At 35.0% G+C, this 18,960-nt stretch carries 16 protein-coding genes; 15 read left to right on the top strand and 1 reads right to left on the bottom strand.

The annotated features are described in order from the left end of the window. Nucleotides 1-2: 2 nt before the first annotated feature. The 11 genes from DWV06_RS15050 to DWV06_RS18440 all read left to right on the top strand — a co-directional run bounded on the left by DWV06_RS15050 (nucleotide 3) and on the right by DWV06_RS18440 (nucleotide 10,885). Nucleotides 3-239 (top strand): CPCC family cysteine-rich protein, encoded by a 237-nt coding sequence (locus DWV06_RS15050; protein WP_115483002.1) that lies wholly within the window; start codon nucleotides 3-5, stop codon nucleotides 237-239. 159 nt (nucleotides 240-398) lie between these two features. Further along, complete coding sequence (locus tag DWV06_RS15045; RefSeq protein ID WP_115483001.1) at nucleotides 399-884, top strand: deoxycytidylate deaminase; 486 nt, start codon at nucleotides 399-401, stop codon at nucleotides 882-884. Between the two features lie 346 nt (nucleotides 885-1,230). Beyond that, nucleotides 1,231-2,283, top strand: a complete 1,053-nt coding sequence (locus DWV06_RS15040) for a BMP family ABC transporter substrate-binding protein (protein WP_115483000.1) — start codon at nucleotides 1,231-1,233, stop codon at nucleotides 2,281-2,283. Between the two features lie 19 nt (nucleotides 2,284-2,302). Then, the gene (locus tag DWV06_RS15035; protein ID WP_331463337.1) at nucleotides 2,303-3,844 is read left to right on the top strand and encodes an ABC transporter ATP-binding protein; all 1,542 of its coding nucleotides are present in this window, start codon (nucleotides 2,303-2,305) and stop codon (nucleotides 3,842-3,844) included. Then, nucleotides 3,831-4,964: an ABC transporter permease gene (locus tag DWV06_RS15030; protein WP_328587645.1), complete on the top strand. Its 1,134-nt coding sequence runs from the start codon at nucleotides 3,831-3,833 to the stop codon at nucleotides 4,962-4,964. The genes DWV06_RS15035 and DWV06_RS15030 overlap by 14 nt, the downstream gene beginning before the upstream one ends. Continuing rightward, the gene (locus DWV06_RS15025) at nucleotides 4,954-5,877 is read left to right on the top strand and encodes an ABC transporter permease (RefSeq protein WP_115482999.1); all 924 of its coding nucleotides are present in this window, start codon (nucleotides 4,954-4,956) and stop codon (nucleotides 5,875-5,877) included. The genes DWV06_RS15030 and DWV06_RS15025 overlap by 11 nt, the downstream gene beginning before the upstream one ends. A gap of 13 nt (nucleotides 5,878-5,890) precedes the next feature. Next, a complete protein-coding gene (locus DWV06_RS15020; RefSeq protein WP_115482998.1) occupies nucleotides 5,891-6,604 on the top strand; it encodes a Crp/Fnr family transcriptional regulator in 714 nt (237 codons plus the stop codon). A 19-nt stretch (nucleotides 6,605-6,623) separates the two neighbouring features. Continuing rightward, nucleotides 6,624-7,559 (top strand): nucleoside hydrolase, encoded by a 936-nt coding sequence (locus tag DWV06_RS15015; protein WP_115482997.1) that lies wholly within the window; start codon nucleotides 6,624-6,626, stop codon nucleotides 7,557-7,559. Between the two features lie 26 nt (nucleotides 7,560-7,585). After that, the gene (locus DWV06_RS15010; protein ID WP_115482996.1) at nucleotides 7,586-8,467 is read left to right on the top strand and encodes a ribokinase; all 882 of its coding nucleotides are present in this window, start codon (nucleotides 7,586-7,588) and stop codon (nucleotides 8,465-8,467) included. Between the two features lie 74 nt (nucleotides 8,468-8,541). Then, nucleotides 8,542-10,527, top strand: a complete 1,986-nt coding sequence (gene tkt / locus DWV06_RS15005) for a transketolase (protein ID WP_115482995.1) — start codon at nucleotides 8,542-8,544, stop codon at nucleotides 10,525-10,527. Nucleotides 10,528-10,723: 196 nt separating this feature from the next. Further along, on the top strand, nucleotides 10,724-10,885 hold the full coding sequence (locus DWV06_RS18440; protein ID WP_155522640.1) for a hypothetical protein: 162 nt from the start codon (nucleotides 10,724-10,726) through the stop codon (nucleotides 10,883-10,885). Nucleotides 10,886-10,897: 12 nt separating this feature from the next. Here the strand turns inward: DWV06_RS18440 and DWV06_RS15000 are convergent, their stop codons facing one another. Then, nucleotides 10,898-12,781, bottom strand: a complete 1,884-nt coding sequence (locus DWV06_RS15000) for an ATP-dependent nuclease (RefSeq protein ID WP_115482994.1) — start codon at nucleotides 12,779-12,781, stop codon at nucleotides 10,898-10,900. Nucleotides 12,782-12,923: 142 nt separating this feature from the next. Between DWV06_RS15000 and DWV06_RS14995 the strand changes: the two genes are divergently transcribed. The 4 genes from DWV06_RS14995 (at nucleotide 12,924) to DWV06_RS14980 (ending at nucleotide 18,791) form a co-directional block, all read left to right on the top strand. Then, nucleotides 12,924-14,066, top strand: coding sequence for a metallophosphoesterase family protein (locus DWV06_RS14995; RefSeq protein ID WP_115482993.1), 1,143 nt, complete (start codon nucleotides 12,924-12,926; stop codon nucleotides 14,064-14,066). After that, nucleotides 14,056-16,509 (top strand): ATP-binding protein, encoded by a 2,454-nt coding sequence (locus DWV06_RS14990; protein WP_162300656.1) that lies wholly within the window; start codon nucleotides 14,056-14,058, stop codon nucleotides 16,507-16,509. Before DWV06_RS14995 ends, DWV06_RS14990 begins: the two co-directional genes overlap by 11 nt. A gap of 88 nt (nucleotides 16,510-16,597) precedes the next feature. Beyond that, nucleotides 16,598-17,491: a hypothetical protein gene (locus tag DWV06_RS14985; protein ID WP_115482991.1), complete on the top strand. Its 894-nt coding sequence runs from the start codon at nucleotides 16,598-16,600 to the stop codon at nucleotides 17,489-17,491. Between the two features lie 163 nt (nucleotides 17,492-17,654). Beyond that, on the top strand, nucleotides 17,655-18,791 hold the full coding sequence (locus DWV06_RS14980; protein WP_162300655.1) for a cell wall hydrolase: 1,137 nt from the start codon (nucleotides 17,655-17,657) through the stop codon (nucleotides 18,789-18,791). Nucleotides 18,792-18,960 lie beyond the last annotated feature (169 nt).

Here is an 18,960-nt window from a genome sequence, read left to right as displayed (position 1 = left end):
GAATGAGAAGATGTCCATGTTGTGGGTATTTAACTATTGATGATTCAGAAGAGATAATTACAGATATTTGTGAGGTATGCTTTTGGCAATATGATGAAGTAGCGCATAATAAGCCGGATGTTGCCATAGGAGCTAACAAAATTTCTTTAAATGAAGCAAAAGAAAATTATAAACTATTTGGTGCATGTGAGCAAAGATTTGTAAGTAGTGTCCGTCAACCATTAAACGATGAATTATAGTACAGTTAACTTAATAAATAAAGTTAGTTTTTGTTAACCATTTTTGGTTGCCTTTCAATAACGTATTGAATGACTAGTTTTTCCTTGATATAATAGCCAAAGAGACGCTGGTTTTTATTAATTTTTAAAACATAAATTTGTAAAGGAGTATATAAATAGATGGTAAAACCAAATGGGCAGCAGCAAAGAATTTCTAAAGTTAATACATATTTAAACGTAGCAGAAACTTTTGCATATAGAAGCACATGTATAAAAAGAAAATATGGAGCAGTTATTGTGAAAGATGATACAGTAATTTCAACAGGGTATAATGGATCTCCTAGAGGACTTGATAATTGCTGTGATATTGGCAGATGCCCAAGAATTGAATTAGATATGCATCAAGGAGAAGGGTATGGAATGTGCAGAGCTATACATGCGGAGCAAAATGCTTTACTCAATTGTTCAAGAGAACAAATGGTGGGAGCAGATTTATATCTTGCCGGTGTTAATCCCAGCGATAATACCGTTCATAATGCGAAACCATGTCCTTTATGTGCTAGATTAATTATTCAAGCAGGTATTGAGAATGTTATTATGCGTATAGGTGAGAAGGAAGATGAATATCTAGTAATACCGGCTAAGGATTTGATATGGCATACTTAAGTTCATCCAAATCATTCTGAAAATGGGCTCTTTTTATCAAAAGCTGTATAAAATATTTATACGGCTTTTTTTCTTGGAGAAAAACTTTAAAATTGACAGTTTACATTATATTTCACAGTGAAATTGTGCAAAATAACCAAAATATGAAATTAGTTTTAGATAAAAGAGAGAATAGTAGATTTTGAGTGGAAAAAGCGACAAATGTCGTATCCTGAAAAAAATTAGTAGATTATAATGAACAAGAAGGATAAATGTACATTAAAATGCTTCTTATGTATTGTAAATGCGCAGAACAATACAACCAAAAAACTATGTATAATAATCATGCCATTGGAGGAAAATGAATATGAAAATGAAAAGAGTAGTAGCATTTGGACTGGCATTAACGATGGGAATTAGCTTAATTGGATGTGGAGGCAAGAAAAAAGCCGAAGAAACATCTGATAAAAATGGAAAAGATTTTTCTGTAGCGATGATTACAGATACAGCTGGCGTAAATGATCAGTCGTTCAATCAATCAGCTTGGGAAGGATTACAAGAATTTGGTGAAGACACAGGAGCAAAGGTTAATTATTTGGAATCTAAACAATCATCAGATTATGTTACAAATCTCGAAAGACTAGGAGATAATAATTCTGATTTTATCTGGGCAATAGGGTTTGATACCGCTGATGCATTGCTTGAAGTAGCGAAAGAAAACCAAGAGTTTAAATATGCAATTATTGACAATGCTTACGAAGAAACACCAAGCAATGTCACGGGAGTTATTTTTAAAGCACAAGAACCTTCTTTTTTGGTTGGTTATGTAGCTGGTAAAACGACAAAAACAAATAAGGTTGGATTTGTCGGAGGAATTGAAAATGCGGTAATTCAGCAGTTTATGTTTGGTTATCAAGCTGGTGTTGCATTTGCAGGAAAAGAAATGGGAAAAGAGATAAAAATAGACGTTCAGTATGCAGAATCCTTTGCAGATGCAGCAAAAGGAAAAGCAATTGCATCAAAAATGTACTCAGAAGGTTGCGACATTGTATATCAGGCAGCTGGCGGAAGTGGAACAGGTGTCATTGAGGCGGCAAAAGAAGCTGGAAAATTTGCAATCGGAGTTGATAGGGATCAGGCATATCTTGCTCCTAAAAATGTTCTAACTTCAGCATTGAAAAAAGTAGGAACCGCAATTCAAAATGTTTCAGAAAAAGTAATGAATGGTGAAGAGGTTGGAGGAAAAACCCTTGTATTTGGTTTGACAGAGGATTGTGTGGGGATTCCCGAAAAAAATCCGAATATGGATTCTAAAGTGTACGAGGATACAATGAAAATCAAAGATATGATCAAATCAGGAGTCATAACGCCACCAGGAACAGAGACTGATTATGCACAATTTTTGAAATCTATAAAATAGGAATAGGAAGGGAAAAGCGATGATTGAGCCGAGTAAAGAATATGTAGTGCAGATGCATGGCATTACCAAAAGATTTGGATCATTTTGTGCGCTGAATGAGATGAATTTAGATGTAAAGAGTGGAACTATCCACTCTTTACTAGGGGAAAATGGTGCAGGAAAAAGCACCTTAATGAATGTGCTTTATGGTTTGTATCAGGCAGATGAAGGTGAGATTTTCTTAAAAGGTGAAAAAGTAGAAGTCAAAAATCCCAGTGATGCAATTAAATTGGGAATAGGAATGGTGCATCAGCATTTTATGTTGCTGGAGAAATTTACAGTTGTTCAGAATATTATTCTGGGGGATGAGTGCATATCTCATTTGGGAATGGTTGATATGAAAAAAGCCCGTAAAGATGTAATGGAAATTGCAAATAAATATGGACTTCATATTGATCCTGATGCAAAAATAAGTGATATTACGGTAGGAATGCAGCAAAAGGTAGAAATTTTAAAGGCATTATACCGAGGAGCCGAACTTTTAATTCTGGATGAACCTACAGCAGTTCTGACACCCCAGGAAATTCAGGAATTGATTAAAATTATGAAGAACCTAATCGATTCGGGAAAAGCGATTATTATCATTACGCATAAATTAAAGGAAATTAAAGCAGCTTCTGATATTTGCACGATTGTCTGCCGTGGGAAATATATTGATACTGTTGATGTGAAGAGTACAACAGAAAGCGAACTGGCGGCATTGATGGTCGGTCATGATGTCAACCTCGTGGTTGACAAGAGCCCCGCAGAACCTAAAGAGACTATCTTGGAAATCGAGAATTTGGTAGTTGAAAATGAAAAAAAAATGGATGCAGTAAAGGGTCTTAGTCTGAACGTGCGAAAAGGTGAAATTGTCGGAATAGCTGGGATTGATGGGAATGGACAGAAAGAACTAATGGATGCGCTGAGCGGATTTATAAAAGCAAAATCGGGAACGATTAAAATCAACGGAAAAGAGATTCAAAATACAACGCCACGCAATATCATTGATAGCGGAATTAGTATCATACCGGAAGATCGACATAAACGAGGTCTGGTGTTAGAATTTGGGGTCTTTGAGAATGCAGTTTTAAATAAATATCGAAAAATGCCCTACTCTAAGAAAGGTATTTTGAATCAAAAAGCAATGGAGCAGTTTACGAATGAACTGATACAAGAATGTGATGTAAGACCAGCAGGTTGTACCTATGATCATGCGGGAAATCTTTCGGGCGGAAACCAACAAAAACTTATTATTGGAAGAGAAGTCAGCAATAATCCAGAATTATTAATTGCGGTTCAGCCTACCAGAGGTCTAGATGTAGGAGCAATTGAATCAGTACATAAAACTCTGGTTCGTGAGAGAGATAAAGGAAAGGCGATTTTGCTGATATCATTTGAGCTTGATGAAGTCATGAATCTATCAGATACCATTGCTGTGATTTATGATGGAAAAATTCAAGATACATTTCTTCAAGGAACTGTGGATGAAAATACATTAGGTTTACTTATGGCAGGAGGAAGAAATCATGTACATGAATAAGATAGCACAGATTTTGAAGAAGTCAGTCTTCAGAACTTTAGCGGCTATTGTCTTGGGGCTATTTGTTGCTGGAATTATTCTTGCAGTAGCAGGATATCCACCGCTACGCTCAATGCTTGCGTTGGGAAAAGGGATTTTTTCAAGTCCAAAATATGTATCAAATGTTTTGATAAAAAGTACACCAATCATTTTTACAGGTTTATCTGTAGCATTCGCGTTTAAAACAGGATTATTCAACATAGGCGTAGAGGGACAGTTTATTGTGGGCTGCCTTGCGTCAACACTCGTTGGAATAACCCTAGATTTGCCACCAGTAATACAGGTTCCACTTGTATTGCTTGCAGGGCTTGTGGCGGGGGCTGCGTATGGCGGAATGATCGGAGTGTTGAAAGCAAAGTTTGGAATTCATGAAGTAATCAGTGGGATTATGTTAAATTGGATTGCTCTATATTTGTCAAACTATATCTGTATCTTGGAGCCGTTTAGAAAAGGTGACAGCAATGGTACATATCAGGTTAGTGAAGCCAGTAAGACATTAATTCTTGGCGCATGGAAAAATACAGATGATGGAAGGAATTTCTTAAAGGGGATTCCAATTCTGGGAGAGGCTTTTCTTAAAACAGATGTCAATATTGGATTTTTGGCTGCGGTTATCATGGCAATTCTACTTGCTGTCTTACTGAAAAAGACGACGAAAGGATTTGAGTTACGTGCAGTTGGATATAACAAATATTCGGCAGAAGCAGTAGGAATTGATATTAAAAAAAATATTATAGATGTAATGCTTATTTCAGGAGCAGTGGCTGGACTGGGTGCTGCACTCTATATTACCGGAAATACTCCGCATAAGATTACTGTACTTAGTGCATTCGAAGGGATGGGAATTAATGGTCTGCCAGTTGCACTTATTGCAGGAAGTTCTCCGGTAGGATGTATCTTATCTGGGTTACTATTCGGTGGGCTGATGTATGGCGGACAAGCACTGCAATATGAGGTAGGAGCACCGACGGAGATTATTAATATTGTTATTGGGATTATTGTATTTTTTGTTGCAATCATGAAGGGTGTTCCCAGATTGTTGCTTAAAATTCCAAGGAGAGGCGGCAAACATGTTAAATAGTATTACTTTAGTTATTGCAATTACATTAATGTATTCTACACCTATGGTGTTTGCGGGTCTTGGGAATTTGATTTCAGAAAAGACAGGTGTAATCAATATTGGTGTAGAGGGTATGATGACCATTGGCGCTTTTACTGGAGCAGCAGTATGCTACTTTACTGGAAATGTTTGGATCGGCTTTTTATGTGCTGGAATTGCTGGAGGTTTTTTGGCAATCCTGCATGCAGTAGCATCCATCCTGTTTCAGAGTGATCAGACAATCTCCGGTTTAGTTATCAACTTAATTGGTCCGGGAGCAGCACTCTTTATCAGTAGCTTGCTATTTGATGGGGCAACTTCCACGCAGCCGGTGGCAAACAAATTACCCAAGATTTTTGGAAACGGAAATATCAGAGGAGTGTTGGGAAATCTGAACGTAGATGTAACAGTAGTTTTTGCATTTGTGACCGCAGTATTTTTCATCTGGTTGTTTTATAAAACAAAATGGGGACTGCACTTACAGGCTGTAGGAGAACATCCGGCAGCAGCGGATACTATGGGAATTCAAGTAAACAAAATCAGATTTATCTGTGTTATTGTATCTGGAATTTTAGCAGGATTTGGTGGCGCAACGGTGACACTAGGAATTGTTTCTCAGTTTACTCCTACTACGATTGCAGGGCAGGGCTTCATTTCGATTGCGGCAGTAATTTTCGGAAAATGGACTCCACATGGGGCATATGGTGCCTGCCTGCTATTCGGATTTGCACAGGCACTGACGGTACTTCTTGGAGGCGGTCAGTCAGTGATTCCATCACAATTGCTGGCAATGTTCCCTTACATATTGACACTAATAATGCTAGTCTTATTTGTAGGAAGAGCAGTTGCACCAAAAGCAAGCGGAAAATCATACGAAAAAGGCTCTAGGCTCTAAGAGAGGTGAACGAGTGGTGAACGAATTATTGAACTTGATGGAAAAATTGCCAGAAGAAAAGAAGTGTGTTTTGCAGGAACTTTTATTAAATGCCCCATATTGGTTGCTTGATGCATTCATAGTTGTCCAAATACCAAAAAACACTATGTTTATAAAGTCTGGGGAAGAATCAAAAACGGTGTATATTCTGATAGATGGTCATGTTAAAGCGACAGATTACAGAATATATGATGTGGTTTATGACTATACGTGGTTTGAGCCGATTGAGATTTTTGGTGCAATGGAGTTCTACATGGGATATGACGCGTATATTACTACGTTGATAACTATGACAAATTGCAAAATGCTTGAGATTCCTATGGATTTATTTAAAAAATGGCTTTTAAGCGATGTGAAAGTGGTATTGAAACAGGTCAAAGATATGATGCAAAAACTTGATGAACAGTCAAAAAAAGAACGTGCTTTTCTGTTCCTAAATGGAACCGAGCGATTATATTATCTGTTGGTATCTATGTACAATAAGCAACATACTGCAGATGGAATATGTGAGGTCCGGCTTACAAAAGAAGAACTGGCAAATTATTCTGGAGTCAATGTTCGAACCGTAAATCGTGTGATTAAACAAATGGATAAAAATCAGTTAATTATAAAAGAAGGCAGAAAAATTTTAATAAATGAAGAACAGTGTAAAAAAATGGAATCTATGCTAACACATAAAACAACTTAAAGATGAAATGGAGAATAAAATGGAAAAAAAGAAGATTATTTTAGATTGCGATCCTGGGCATGATGATGCCATTGCTATCATGCTTGCGGCAAAGAGCAAAACAATTGATTTGCTGGGAATTTCGATTGTGGCAGGAAACCAGACGATTGATAAGACATTGAAAAACGCGTTAAATGTATGTCAGTACTTGGGATTAGATGTTCCAGTTTATCCAGGGTGTGGGCAGCCTATGATACGGGATAAGCAGGTGATTGCTGGAGATATTCATGGAGAATCTGGCTTGGATGGTCCGGTCTTTGAACCGCTGACAAAAAAAGCTGAGAGGAAGCATGGGGTAGATTTTCTCATTGAAACTTTGCTGGAATCTGATGGGGATATCACAGTAGTGACGACAGGACCTATGACCAATCTTGGAATGGCTATTCGGTTGTGTCCGGATATTGTTCCGAAAATCAAGGAAATTGTTCTGATGGGAGGATGCTATCAACTTGGAAATGTTACCCCGGCAGCAGAATTTAATATTATTGCTGATGCTGATGCAGCACATGTAGCATTTACATGTGGAAGAAAAATTACTATGGTTGGTTTAGATGTCACACGAAAAGTTTTATGCTATCCGGAAATTATGGAAAGAATGGGAAAAAATGAGAATATTGCATCAAAATTATTTATTGACTTAATGACCTTTTTCAATAAGAGTCAGAAGGAAGTATATGGATGGGAAGGTGGTCCATTGCACGATCCAGTTACCATTGCCTATTTAATTGATCCTACCGTACTTACAGTGAAAGAAATGTTTACACAGATAGATATTCGAAGTGAGCAGAGTTATGGACGTACCAACTGTGATTTCTTTCACTATACCAATAATGAGCCAAACAGTTTTGTTGCAATTGATATTGATACAACGAAATTTTGGGATATTATAGAACATGGAATCCGGGAATATAATTAATTTAGAGTCAGCAGGTGAAAAAGTAAATGAGAATATTAAGTTTTGGGTCTTTGAATATTGACAATGTATATCGGGTCAAATCGATAGTACAACCAGGTGAGACAATCGCATCTGGTTCGCAGCAAGTGCATTGCGGTGGCAAGGGGCTAAACCAGTCTATTGCGCTTGCAAGAGCAGGGATGGAAGTATTTCATGCGGGCATGATTGGTATGGATGGGCAAATATTATTGACCGAACTGGAAAAAGCACATGTTAATACTGGGCTGATTCAAAAATCAACTGGAAAAAGTGGACATACGTTGATTCAGGTAGATGATCGCGGACAGAATTCCATTATTTTATGTGGTGGAACAAATCAGAAAATTACGAAAGAATATGTGGATGAGGTATTGGTCAAATTTCAAGAAGGAGATTTGCTTTTACTTCAAAATGAAATCAGTTATATCGACTATATCATTGCACGGGCAAAGGACAAGAGAATGCGTATTTTATTGAATCCTTCGCCTTTAGATGAAAAAATGTGCCAGATGGATCTTTCAGGAGTAGAGCTATTTTTCTTAAATGAAATTGAAGGAGAGCAGATTACTGGAGAAAAAGACGTGGAGAGAATTTTAAATGCTCTTTCGGAAAAATATCCAGCATCTAAGATTGTTCTGACATTGGGTAAGGCTGGAGCTATATTTCGAATGCAGGGACAAACTTGCAGGCAGAATGCGATACATGTAAATGCAGTAGATACAACTGCTGCTGGGGATACATTTACGGGATATTTCATCAAAGAATTTTATAACACAAAGAGTCCTGAGAAGGCTTTGGCTCTTGCGACGAAAGCGGCAGCAATTGCAGTGACAAAGGAAGGAGCAGCAGGCTCGATTCCAATACTTAAAGAGGTGTTAGATTTTAAATAAACTAGAAAGATGAGATAAAAATTTATCATATCACTTTTTGCATATTGTAATTTGATAAATATCAGGAGGTATACATGAGTAATATTGATACAATGTCAGTAAATGCCATCCGCGTACTAGTCGCTGATGCAGTTCAGAAGGCAAATTCTGGTCACCCTGGACTTCCCTTGGGTTCAGCTGCCATGGCATATGAACTATGGGCAAAACATATGAAGCACAATCCAACCAATCCGACATGGGCAGACCGGGACAGATTTATATTATCAGGAGGTCATGGATCTACTTTATTATATTCATTACTGCACTTGTTTGGATACGAAAATCTTTCAATAGAAGAATTAGCTAATTTCAGACAATGGGGTTCTTTAACGCCTGGACACCCTGAATATGGACATACAGTAGGTGTAGAAGCTACAACAGGTCCCCTTGGAGCAGGAATGGCAATGGCAGTCGGAATGGCCATGGCCGAATCACATTTGGCAGCTATATTTAATAAAGAAGACTTTCCTATAGTAGATCATTATACTTATGTTCTTGGTGGAGATGGATGTATGATGGAAGGTATTTCCTCAGAAGCATTTTCACTTGCAGGAACATTGGGATTAAGTAAACTTATTGTTTTGTATGATTCAAATAAGATTACAATAGAAGGAAGTACAGATATTGCTTTTACAGAAAACGTGCAGAAGCGTTTTGAAGCGTATGGATTCCAGACACTAGTTGTTGAAGATGGAAATAATCTGGAAGAAATCAGCGTAGCACTCGAAGCGGCAAAAGCAGATAAAGAAAGACCTACTATGATTATTGTTAAAACACAGATTGGATACGGGTGTCCAGCAAAGCAGGGCAAATCAAGCGCACATGGTGAACCTCTCGGTGTAGAAAATGTTGTCAGTTTAAAAGACAACTTAGGATGGCCCAAACATGATCCTTTTTATGTACCAGAAGAAGTATATGCAAACTATAAAAAAAATGCTGAAAAAAACGTAATCTTAGAAGCATCATGGAATGTTATGTTTGCCGATTACTGTACAAAATTTCCAAAAATGAAAGCGTTGTGGGAAAAATATCATGATGAAAACGCGGCCGAAAAGTTAATTGATGAGGAAGCTTTTTGGATATATGATGAAAAAGCAGAAGCAACTAGAAACCTTTCGGGAATCATAATTAATAAAATCAAGGAATTTCTTCCAAACTTTATTGGAGGTTCAGCAGATTTAGCTCCTTCTACTAAAACATATATGAAAGACGAAGGTGATTATTCAAAAGAAAATTATGCTGGAAGAAATCTACACTTTGGCGTAAGAGAGCTTTCTATGGCAGCAATTGGAAATGGTATGATGCTTCATGGTGGCCTGCAGGTTTATGTATCCACATTCTTTGTGTTCAGCGATTATGTGAAACCAATGGCCAGACTTTCAGCATTGATGAATATTCCTCTTACATATGTATTTACGCATGACAGCATCGGTGTTGGAGAAGATGGCCCTACTCATGAACCAATTGAACAGCTTGCTATGTTAAGGGCCATGCCTAACTTCAGTATATTCAGACCGGCCGATGGGACTGAAACAGCAGCAGCATGGTACTATGCAATCTCAAACAAGAAGACACCAACCGGACTAGCTCTTTCACGACAAAATCTTCCGCAACTCCCAGGCTCAAGTAAGGAAGCTTTAAAAGGTGGGTATATTATTTCAGCTTCTAAGAAAGAACAGCCAGATGCAATTCTTATGGCTAGTGGCTCCGAAGTTGAACTTGCAATCAAGGCACAAGAAGTCTTATTACAAGAGGGAATGGATGTACGTGTAGTAAGTGTACCTTGTATGGATCTTTTCGAACAGCAGTCAGCAGAGTATAAAGAGTCTATCATGCCAAAGGCAGTTACAAAGAGGGTAGCGATTGAAGCAGGAACTGATTTTGGCTGGGGAAGGTATGTTGGCCTGCAAGGAGCTTATGTTTCTATGAACGGATTTGGAGCAAGTGCACCAGAGAAAATATTATTTGATAAATTTGGTTTTACTGTTAATAATGTGGTTGAAACAGTAAAAAGTTTATAATATATTAAATTAATGTATAAACGATATGGGGCTGTTGTAAAACTAACAAATATAGTTAGGTTTGCTACAGCCTACTTCTATGTCTAAAAATGAGGTGTGAACTGTTTTACGTTTAAGAAGGAATTATTTATAAGTCCTTTTTTTGGTACACGTTATTTTGTATACTCCTTATAGAAACACATTTAGGAGGAATATTATGAATACGAAATGTCAAAACAAAAGACAAAAACCGATACTTGATGAAAACTGGATCATGTTTTTATTGTTCTGCTGGGCAGCACTATTCTTTGGCGGAATCATAGGAATCATAATAGCGATAATCATAATGCTGGCTGTGCTTTGGAAGATAAAATCATAACAAATCAACCACCTAGAAGTTATCAGGCTCAGATGGCAGTTCCTTTTTTCTACTTTCAAAATAAACAAAAGAATCAATAGCATCCAGAATGTCTTTAAACGTATCCCTTGGGGCAGAATTTATATAAGTAGTCAAAATTTCTTTTTCTTTTTCACCTTTAAAAGGACCATAAAAGATATCGAAAAGATTATGACCACGTACATATATTTTTATAGTTTCAAAATGCTTTTTCAAATCTTCTTTTGAATTGATTTGAATCCCGGTTATTTCCAGCATTTTTTTGGTACTGGTAAGCCGGTAAAGATAATCCGTATATTTTTGATAGAGAATATCAAAAAATTCTTCTTCCGTCTCTAAAAGTCCTATTTTTACCATGACTTTTGGGTCAAGAAAATAATTTTCAAAGGAATAATATTTCAAAATCAAAACATTTCTGGGCAGCACTCTGGGAAGATTACCTTTGTCGGCAAGTTCTCTATTCTTATAATAACTACATAATTGTTCCGTTAATAATTGAGGATCTTTTCCGTCACTGTCTCGAATCATTAAAAAACGGTCTTTTAAGTAGAATTTGTTTATGAATTTAAGATTTGCATACGCTTTAATATTCGTACAACTATTTGTTGGTATCATTGCGATACGATGTAAGGAGCCATCCGATGATTGAATTTCAGAATAATATTTATTCAGTAATAAAGGAAGACGATTACTATCCTGTTTTCCTTCCACAATAAATACAAAATCAACGTTTATCAAGTCATTTGCTGAGTAGCCTAAATCACTTAAGACATGATCGATGTCAGGGTGTTCATTGATAATTGTAAGATAATCTTGATCTAAAGTGATTTGTTTAATTTGCTTTGAATTGAAATTAAAAATCATATTAGGTGAATGAGTCGAAAAAATTACTTGGTTTTTCTTGGACAACCGATATAAAATTTCACTTGCGGCTTTTTGAAGCTGTGGATGCAGATAAATTTCCGGATCTTCCATCATAATGATAGAAGGAAGCAATTGCGATTTTTCAATATAAGTCTCAAGTAAGGATAAAATATAAATACTTTTGGTTCCTTCACTCATATTTTGAACAGGTACTGTAAAATTATTGTTTTTATTGTAGGTAAGCATATTGATTCGGAATACTTCATCAATGTCAAAATCAATTTCATAAGCAAGTCGGAAGGCACCGTTACTGTTTTTTTCAAAGTTTTCATTTAAAGTAGTGACAAACGAATCAATATTTAAATGGAATAACTTGTATTCTAAGAGTTTAGCTGTTTCAAACACAGTCAAAGAAGCCGGTGATTTTTTTTGAATCATGCCGATGCAGTTGAAACAATTATTGCAATGTTTTGATTTGTCAAAGAGACAAAGATTTTTTCTTAAACCTGAGATTGCATCTCCAATCTGCAATTCTAATATATCTTTTTGTATTTCAAGGAGATTACGATTTTGGTCAATATAATGAATTTTAGGGAAAATGTGGGGAATGTAATGATTGTTTTTCTTGAAACCGTCAGAATATCTTATTTTCCCATTTCTATTAGCAACAAAAGTAAAGTGTAGAATTTCTTCATGAAAAGAAGGTAATTTTGAATAAAAATCTTTTAGCCAAAGGTCAAAACGTTTATAATTACTTATTTGTCCGTTTTGATTTAACATTTTCAAATCTTTCGTTGTAATATTCAAAGATATTTCAATTTCTATATTTCCGTCCAAATCGTGGAAGTCGTTAGGTGAAATGGAATAGATACCGGCAACAGCCAAAACAGCATCTAAAATAGCAGTTTTTCCAGTACTGTTTTTTCCGACAACAATTAGAGCATTTTCTACGTCTGAAATGATTAAAGAGCGGATGGATTTAAAATTTCGGATTGCAAGGTAACGTATTTCCATAATATCGACCTCCTTTTTTCTTAATTATAACGGATTAATTCAAAACATCAAGCTTTGATGAAAAGAAAAACTATGTTATACTTGGACTAATAAATGAATAAAAATAAGGAAGTTATGAGCTTTAACAAAGGCAGGTGTTAGCATGAAAGAGATAAAGTTAATTCACTGTGCAGATATTCACATTGGAGCAGAATTAACAACGCTTGGATATAAATCAAGAAAAAGAAAGGCGGAAATCAAACAGACATTTTTTAAAATACTTTCCATGTGCAAAGAAGAGAATGTTGATTTTTTGCTGATTGCAGGAGATATGCTTGATCATAATAATATTGATTATTCTGTGATAGAAGAAATTAGACAGGGATTTGAACAGATTTGTCAGACAAATATTCTGATAACACCGGGAAATCATGATTTTATACATGAAGATTCTTATTATTTGAAGGAAGATTTTTGGCCTTCCAATGTATCGATATGGAAAGAAAGTTTAGAATATAAAGAATTTCCGGAATATGAGCTCCGTGTTTGGGGAGGCGCTTTTACTGGTTCCTATGTGACGAAATCCTTATTGAGGGGGATAAAAGTCCCAAAAGATAATTGGATCAATATTGGCTTGTTCCATGGCGAAGTGGTAGCAGAAGGGGGAAGGAGCAATTACAACCCGATTACAGAAAAGCAGATAGAAAATTGTCAGTTAAATTATCTGGCATTAGGCCATATACATAAATTTTCCCCATTGAAAAAAACAGGAAATACTTATTTTGCTTATCCGGGATGTCCGGAAGGACAGGGGTTTGATGAATTGGATGAGAAAGGAGTTTACTTTGGAACACTTACCAATGAGAACTGCAATTTAAAATTTGTTCCTGTAAGTCAACGAAATTACATTGAAATCAGAATCAATGTATCCGATGTCAATCATACGTTACAAGCAGAAAAGCTGATTTTAGAAACCATATCGAAAAAGTATGGAGAAGATTTTGGGAATCATTTATATAAAATTATTTTAGAAGGGTCTGTAACAGAAGACAGCATGATTCAGTTAGAAGATTTAAAAGTAAAATTAGAACAAGAATTATTTTATGTAAAAATGATTGATCAAACACAGATACAATTTGATTTGAACCTTCTTGCAAAAGAAGAAGCATTGAAAGGGATTTTTGTAAGAAGAATGCTGGAAAAATTAGATGATTGTAAAGATGAAAATGAGAAACAGATTTGTCAAAATGCTTTAAATATTGGATTAAAAGCATTTTATGGCGAGGTGAAATATCGTGAAGATTAAAAAAATAGAAATAGAAAATTTCGGAAGGTTTCATAAATATTCTATCGATTTCATTGAAGGAATGAATCTTATTTATGGAGACAATGAAGACGGAAAAACTACCTTAATGGCATTTATTAAGATGATGTTTTATAGCGAACAGAAAAGAAGCAGGGATATTTCAAATAACCCGCGTAAAAAATATTTACCCTGGAATGGTCGGAGTATGGGTGGTGCCATTGAATTTGAAAACAATGGAGTTGATTATAGGATTGAGAAGGAAATGGGGCCTACACCTGCAAAGGATAAGACAAAAGTTATGAATCTTAGTACCGGGGAAGTTACTCTTCCTAATAAAGAAGAATTGGGAAAAGTGTTTTTGGGTACTGACTTGGCTGGTTTTGAACGCAGCATTTTTATTGGACAGATTGGGGCATTTGATGCAGATAAAGAAGACGAGATAGGACAGAAACTTTCCAACATGTTTTCAACAGGAGAAGAAAATATATCTCAAAGACAAGTACTGGAGCGGTTAAGTAAAGCAAAAGAAGAAATACAATCGATCCGTGGTAATAAGGGGATATTGGTAGAAGCGAAAGACTCGTTAGAAAAAATAAAAGAAACAAAAATTAAGATAAAAGAATTAGAAGATTCTCAAATGGAATATTTGGAAGAATTCAAACTAAAAAAAGAAGAATTAGAAGAAAAGAAAGCTCAAAAAAGAATATTAGAAAAAAAAATAAAAGCATCTGAATTGTTTCATATACAACAAAAACTAAAATCGTTAATACAAAAAGTTGAGGAAGAGCAATCTATCAAAAAGAAGTTGATGGAAGGAGGAATACCGAAAGATCAACTAGAAAGTTTTTTAAAAGAGTGTAAAGTATTGCAAAATAAAATAAAAAGCCAGGAAACAGCGATAAAATGTTTTCAAGATAATAGTGATTTGAGTCAAAAATCTTTTGTAGAAATTACGGAAGAAGAATATGTAACATTTAAAAAATTGCGAGAACAATTGGAAAATTTCGAAAGAGGATGCGCATATTTTGAAAATAGTTTAATACCTGCAATCCTAGATTATAATGCTACAAAAAAACATCTTAGAGAAGAAAGTTTAAAGAAATTAAAAACAAAAAATCAGAGGCTAGTTTTGATAGGACTGTCAGGAAGTGCTGCCTTAGCTATTTTTGGGGTATTATATCATCCCGCAGTGATTTTGGCTGGAATAGTATCAGCATTGATAACTGTATTTTTCTATTTACGTCATTCAAAAAAATATGATGAAATGGGAATAAATAATCCAATTCTTAATAGAATGGAAAAAAGCGTAGATGGTCAGATTCAATATCTAAACAAAGAATTTTGTTTCTCATATAATCTGAAAATGAATGAAAATGATTTTCTGGACAACCTTTATCAACAAATACAAGAAAAAAAAGAGAAAATAAAATCTATTATAAATTTAAAACATTGCAATGTTAGTGAAGAGTTTGAAACATTATATTTTGACAATCTATCTATTAAGGATAAGAAAAAGACATTATTTAGCATGAGGGAAGAATATCAATTAGATTGTACAAAATATCTAGATAAGGTTAGCTTGTATAAAGAAGTAAAATCTATTGAAATGGCTGATAACCTGCTTAAAGAGTTAGAAAACAATGTGATTGAACTTAGGGAAAGACATCAAGCTATTTTACATATGGCAAATGGCATAGATAGAAAATCTATTGATTTGGAATCTATGATTAATGAAATTCAAATAATTGACAAGCAGTTGACACAGTTAAATATCAGTTTCGAAGAAGAACTAGAGAATACATCCGAGATGAAAAGGAAAATAAATCTTAAAGGTGGGGAAATTACAAATTTAGAAGAATATCTGACTCGCTTAAGAGAAAAGATTCGGATTCCGGAAAAAAATCTTGGACAGATAGAAGTAGAACAAAAGTTTTTGGAATCTAAAGTAGAGGAGATTCAGTTATATTATGATTCTTTGGTTAAGGCAGAAAATGTGATGCAAGAATCTGCAGAAGAGATTCGAAAAAGTTTTGGACCGGAATTAAATCAAAAAACAGGAGAGATCTTTTCGCAGATTACAGGTGGAAAATATAAACAAGTATTGGTTGCAAAGGATTATAGCTTGCTGGCACAGCCGGCTGAAGATACTCATTATAGGGAAGCTTCTTACTTGAGTAATGGAACGATTGATCAGGCATATTTAGCTCTTAGACTTGCAATTACACAATTAATTATTAGGGAAAATGAAAAATTACCACTTTTTTTGGATGATATATTTATGCAGTATGATGATAAAAGAGTGCAAGAGGGATTCGCATTTTTTAAGGATAATATCGAAAAAGAAAAAATGCAGTCACAAATTATGATGTTGACCTGCCATAAACATATAGTAGAGATCGCAAAAGAGCACTTTAAAGACGAATTAAATATGATATATTTGTAGCGATTACTTAATACCAGATTCATTGACATGCAAAGGTTTATTGGGTAAAATAACATATAAAGTCGACAGGGAGTATGGAGGAATAGTTATGCCCGAAAAAATAGAACAGTTATTGAAAAAGATACATATTTTATTTGCAAAGAGCGACAGATATATGAATTCGGAAGACGAAATCATAGTTTCTAAAAAAGAAATGTTTCAAATTTTAGAGGAATTAAACTATGCAATTTATGAGATGATGGATCAATATGAAATGACGCAGGTCAGTAAAGAGAAAGCAAAAGCACAAATGGAAAAAGAAACTGAGAATATTGTTGCGAATGCAAATAAAAGTGCTGAAGATATCTATGCAGCATCCATTATGTACTCAGATAATATGTTGTCAGAAGTAAAGAAAGTTGTTCAAGGGCAGATTAATCGAATTCACGAAGAATATCATTTGATGGAGCATTTTCTTGACAGCAAGGTTTCTGCAATTATGCGAAATCGCGATGAACTTCATGAACAATTACAGGATATGGCTGACGATAAATTATATTTAAATATAATAGAAGAACAAAGAAAACGGGATGAAATAAAAAGAAAAGCAGTGAATTTAGAACGAGGCAGGGCCAACAATACTGTTAATACAGCAGACTCAAATAGAAAGTTAGAAGCTGATGCTTATGAAATACCTGATATGGATGGGCAGTTAGGAATGTCATATAAGGATTCAGGAGCAACACTCCCGGAAATCAAGGTAGATATTGAGCATGTTGCAAAGGTGCGGCAAGCTGCGTTAGAGGAAAGCTCTAACAAGAAGATGGAAATCGTACCACCTGCAAAAGGTCAGGCATATTCAACAGATGATTTTGATTTGGATGCAGAATATTATAATTGGAAACAGGAACAGGAACCAGAATCGGATGCTCAGGAATCGGTTCAGGAAAATAATGAAACATTAAAACAATTAATACATACAATATTTGGAAAAACGAAATAAATTGACTCAAAAATAGTATCTAATAGAGAAATTAGCTCTATTAGATATTTTTTTGTTATAAAATCTTGTTGAAATCTGAAAATTGTTGTACAATGGAATAGAAATGTGTTTAATTTTGAAATAGTTGATTTTTCATTTATAAATTACATGGGAGGATATGTGGATGAAACAAAAGAAGATATTGAGATTCTGTCTGTTGTTATTATTGCTGGTGTTTTTTTTGGATATTGAAAATGTCAACGCAACAGAATCTGTTTCAAAATTAGAAAATGAAAAAGAGAATATAAGAACAGAATTAGAAAATAATAAAGAGCAGGTAGACCAATTAGAAGAAAAGAAAGAAGGATTAGAAGGATATCTAGAGGAATTGAATCTTCAGTTGACGGAAATCAGTGAAAAGCTTTCGGAATTAGAGAGTGCAATTTCCAATAAAGAACGACAAATTGATAGGACAAATGAAAAAATAAAAGAAATAAAAAAGCAAGAGAAGAAGCAATACGAAGATATGAAAAAAAGAATTCGCTTTATGTATGAACAGGGTTCAGAATCTTATATTGATATTATTTTTAATTCAGATACTTTTGCAGATGCACTCAACCATGCTAGTTATGTGAAAGAAATTTCCGCATATGATCGAAAGATGTTGGAAAAATACCAGAATACAAAGAAAGAAATTGAAGAAAAGGAGAAGCAATTAAAACAGGAACAAAAAGAATTGAGTGAACTGCAAGAAGAGGCAAAGAAAGAGCAGAATCATTTGGCAGAAATTATGCAGGAAATTACAAAAGATATTATAAAGTTTGAGGATGAAATTTCTGCATTTGAAAAACAGGCAAGAGCTTATGAAGATGAAATAAGAGAAAAAGAAACACAAATTGAAGAAGTAAAGAAAGAGCAAGAGCAGATCAAGAAAGCACAGGCTCAGCAGGCTCAAGTAGGAACGGGAGCACCACTTAGTGCAACAGATTCTGAGTTAGCATTTCTTGCAGCTATTATTCAATGTGAGGCAGAAGGAGAGAGCTATGAAGGACAGGTTGCTGTTGGAGCCGTAGTGTTAAATAGAGTAAGAAGTAATTTGTTTCCGAATACCATAATCGGAGTTATCTATCAGGCAGGTCAATTTTCCCCTGTGGCTAGTGGCAGGTTTGCTGTAGCACTTGCTAAGGGGGCCAATGCATCTTGTACATCGGCAGCTATTGATAGTTTGGCGGGGGCAAATCCTATCGGCAGTGCATTGTTTTTTAAACGTAATGATTTTGTTACACAGGGACAAGTTATTGGAAACCATGTTTTTCATTAAAATTAGTATAAATTAAAAACTAAAGGCATACATAGTCTATAAGACAATCACTAAGAGATTAGTGGTTGTTTTTATTTTAAGAAAATTGAATAAGCTTTCGAGAAAGTGATAAATAAATAACAAATATGGGAAAAAGAGAGATAAAATGACGAAAAAGGACAATAAAATT

Origin of the sequence: Anaerosacchariphilus polymeriproducens, assembly GCF_003363435.1 — a bacterium.
Classification (GTDB): domain Bacteria; phylum Bacillota; class Clostridia; order Lachnospirales; family Lachnospiraceae; genus Anaerosacchariphilus; species Anaerosacchariphilus polymeriproducens.
Note: the sequence above shows the minus strand (reverse complement) of the source record. Positions and strands in the feature narration are given on the sequence as shown.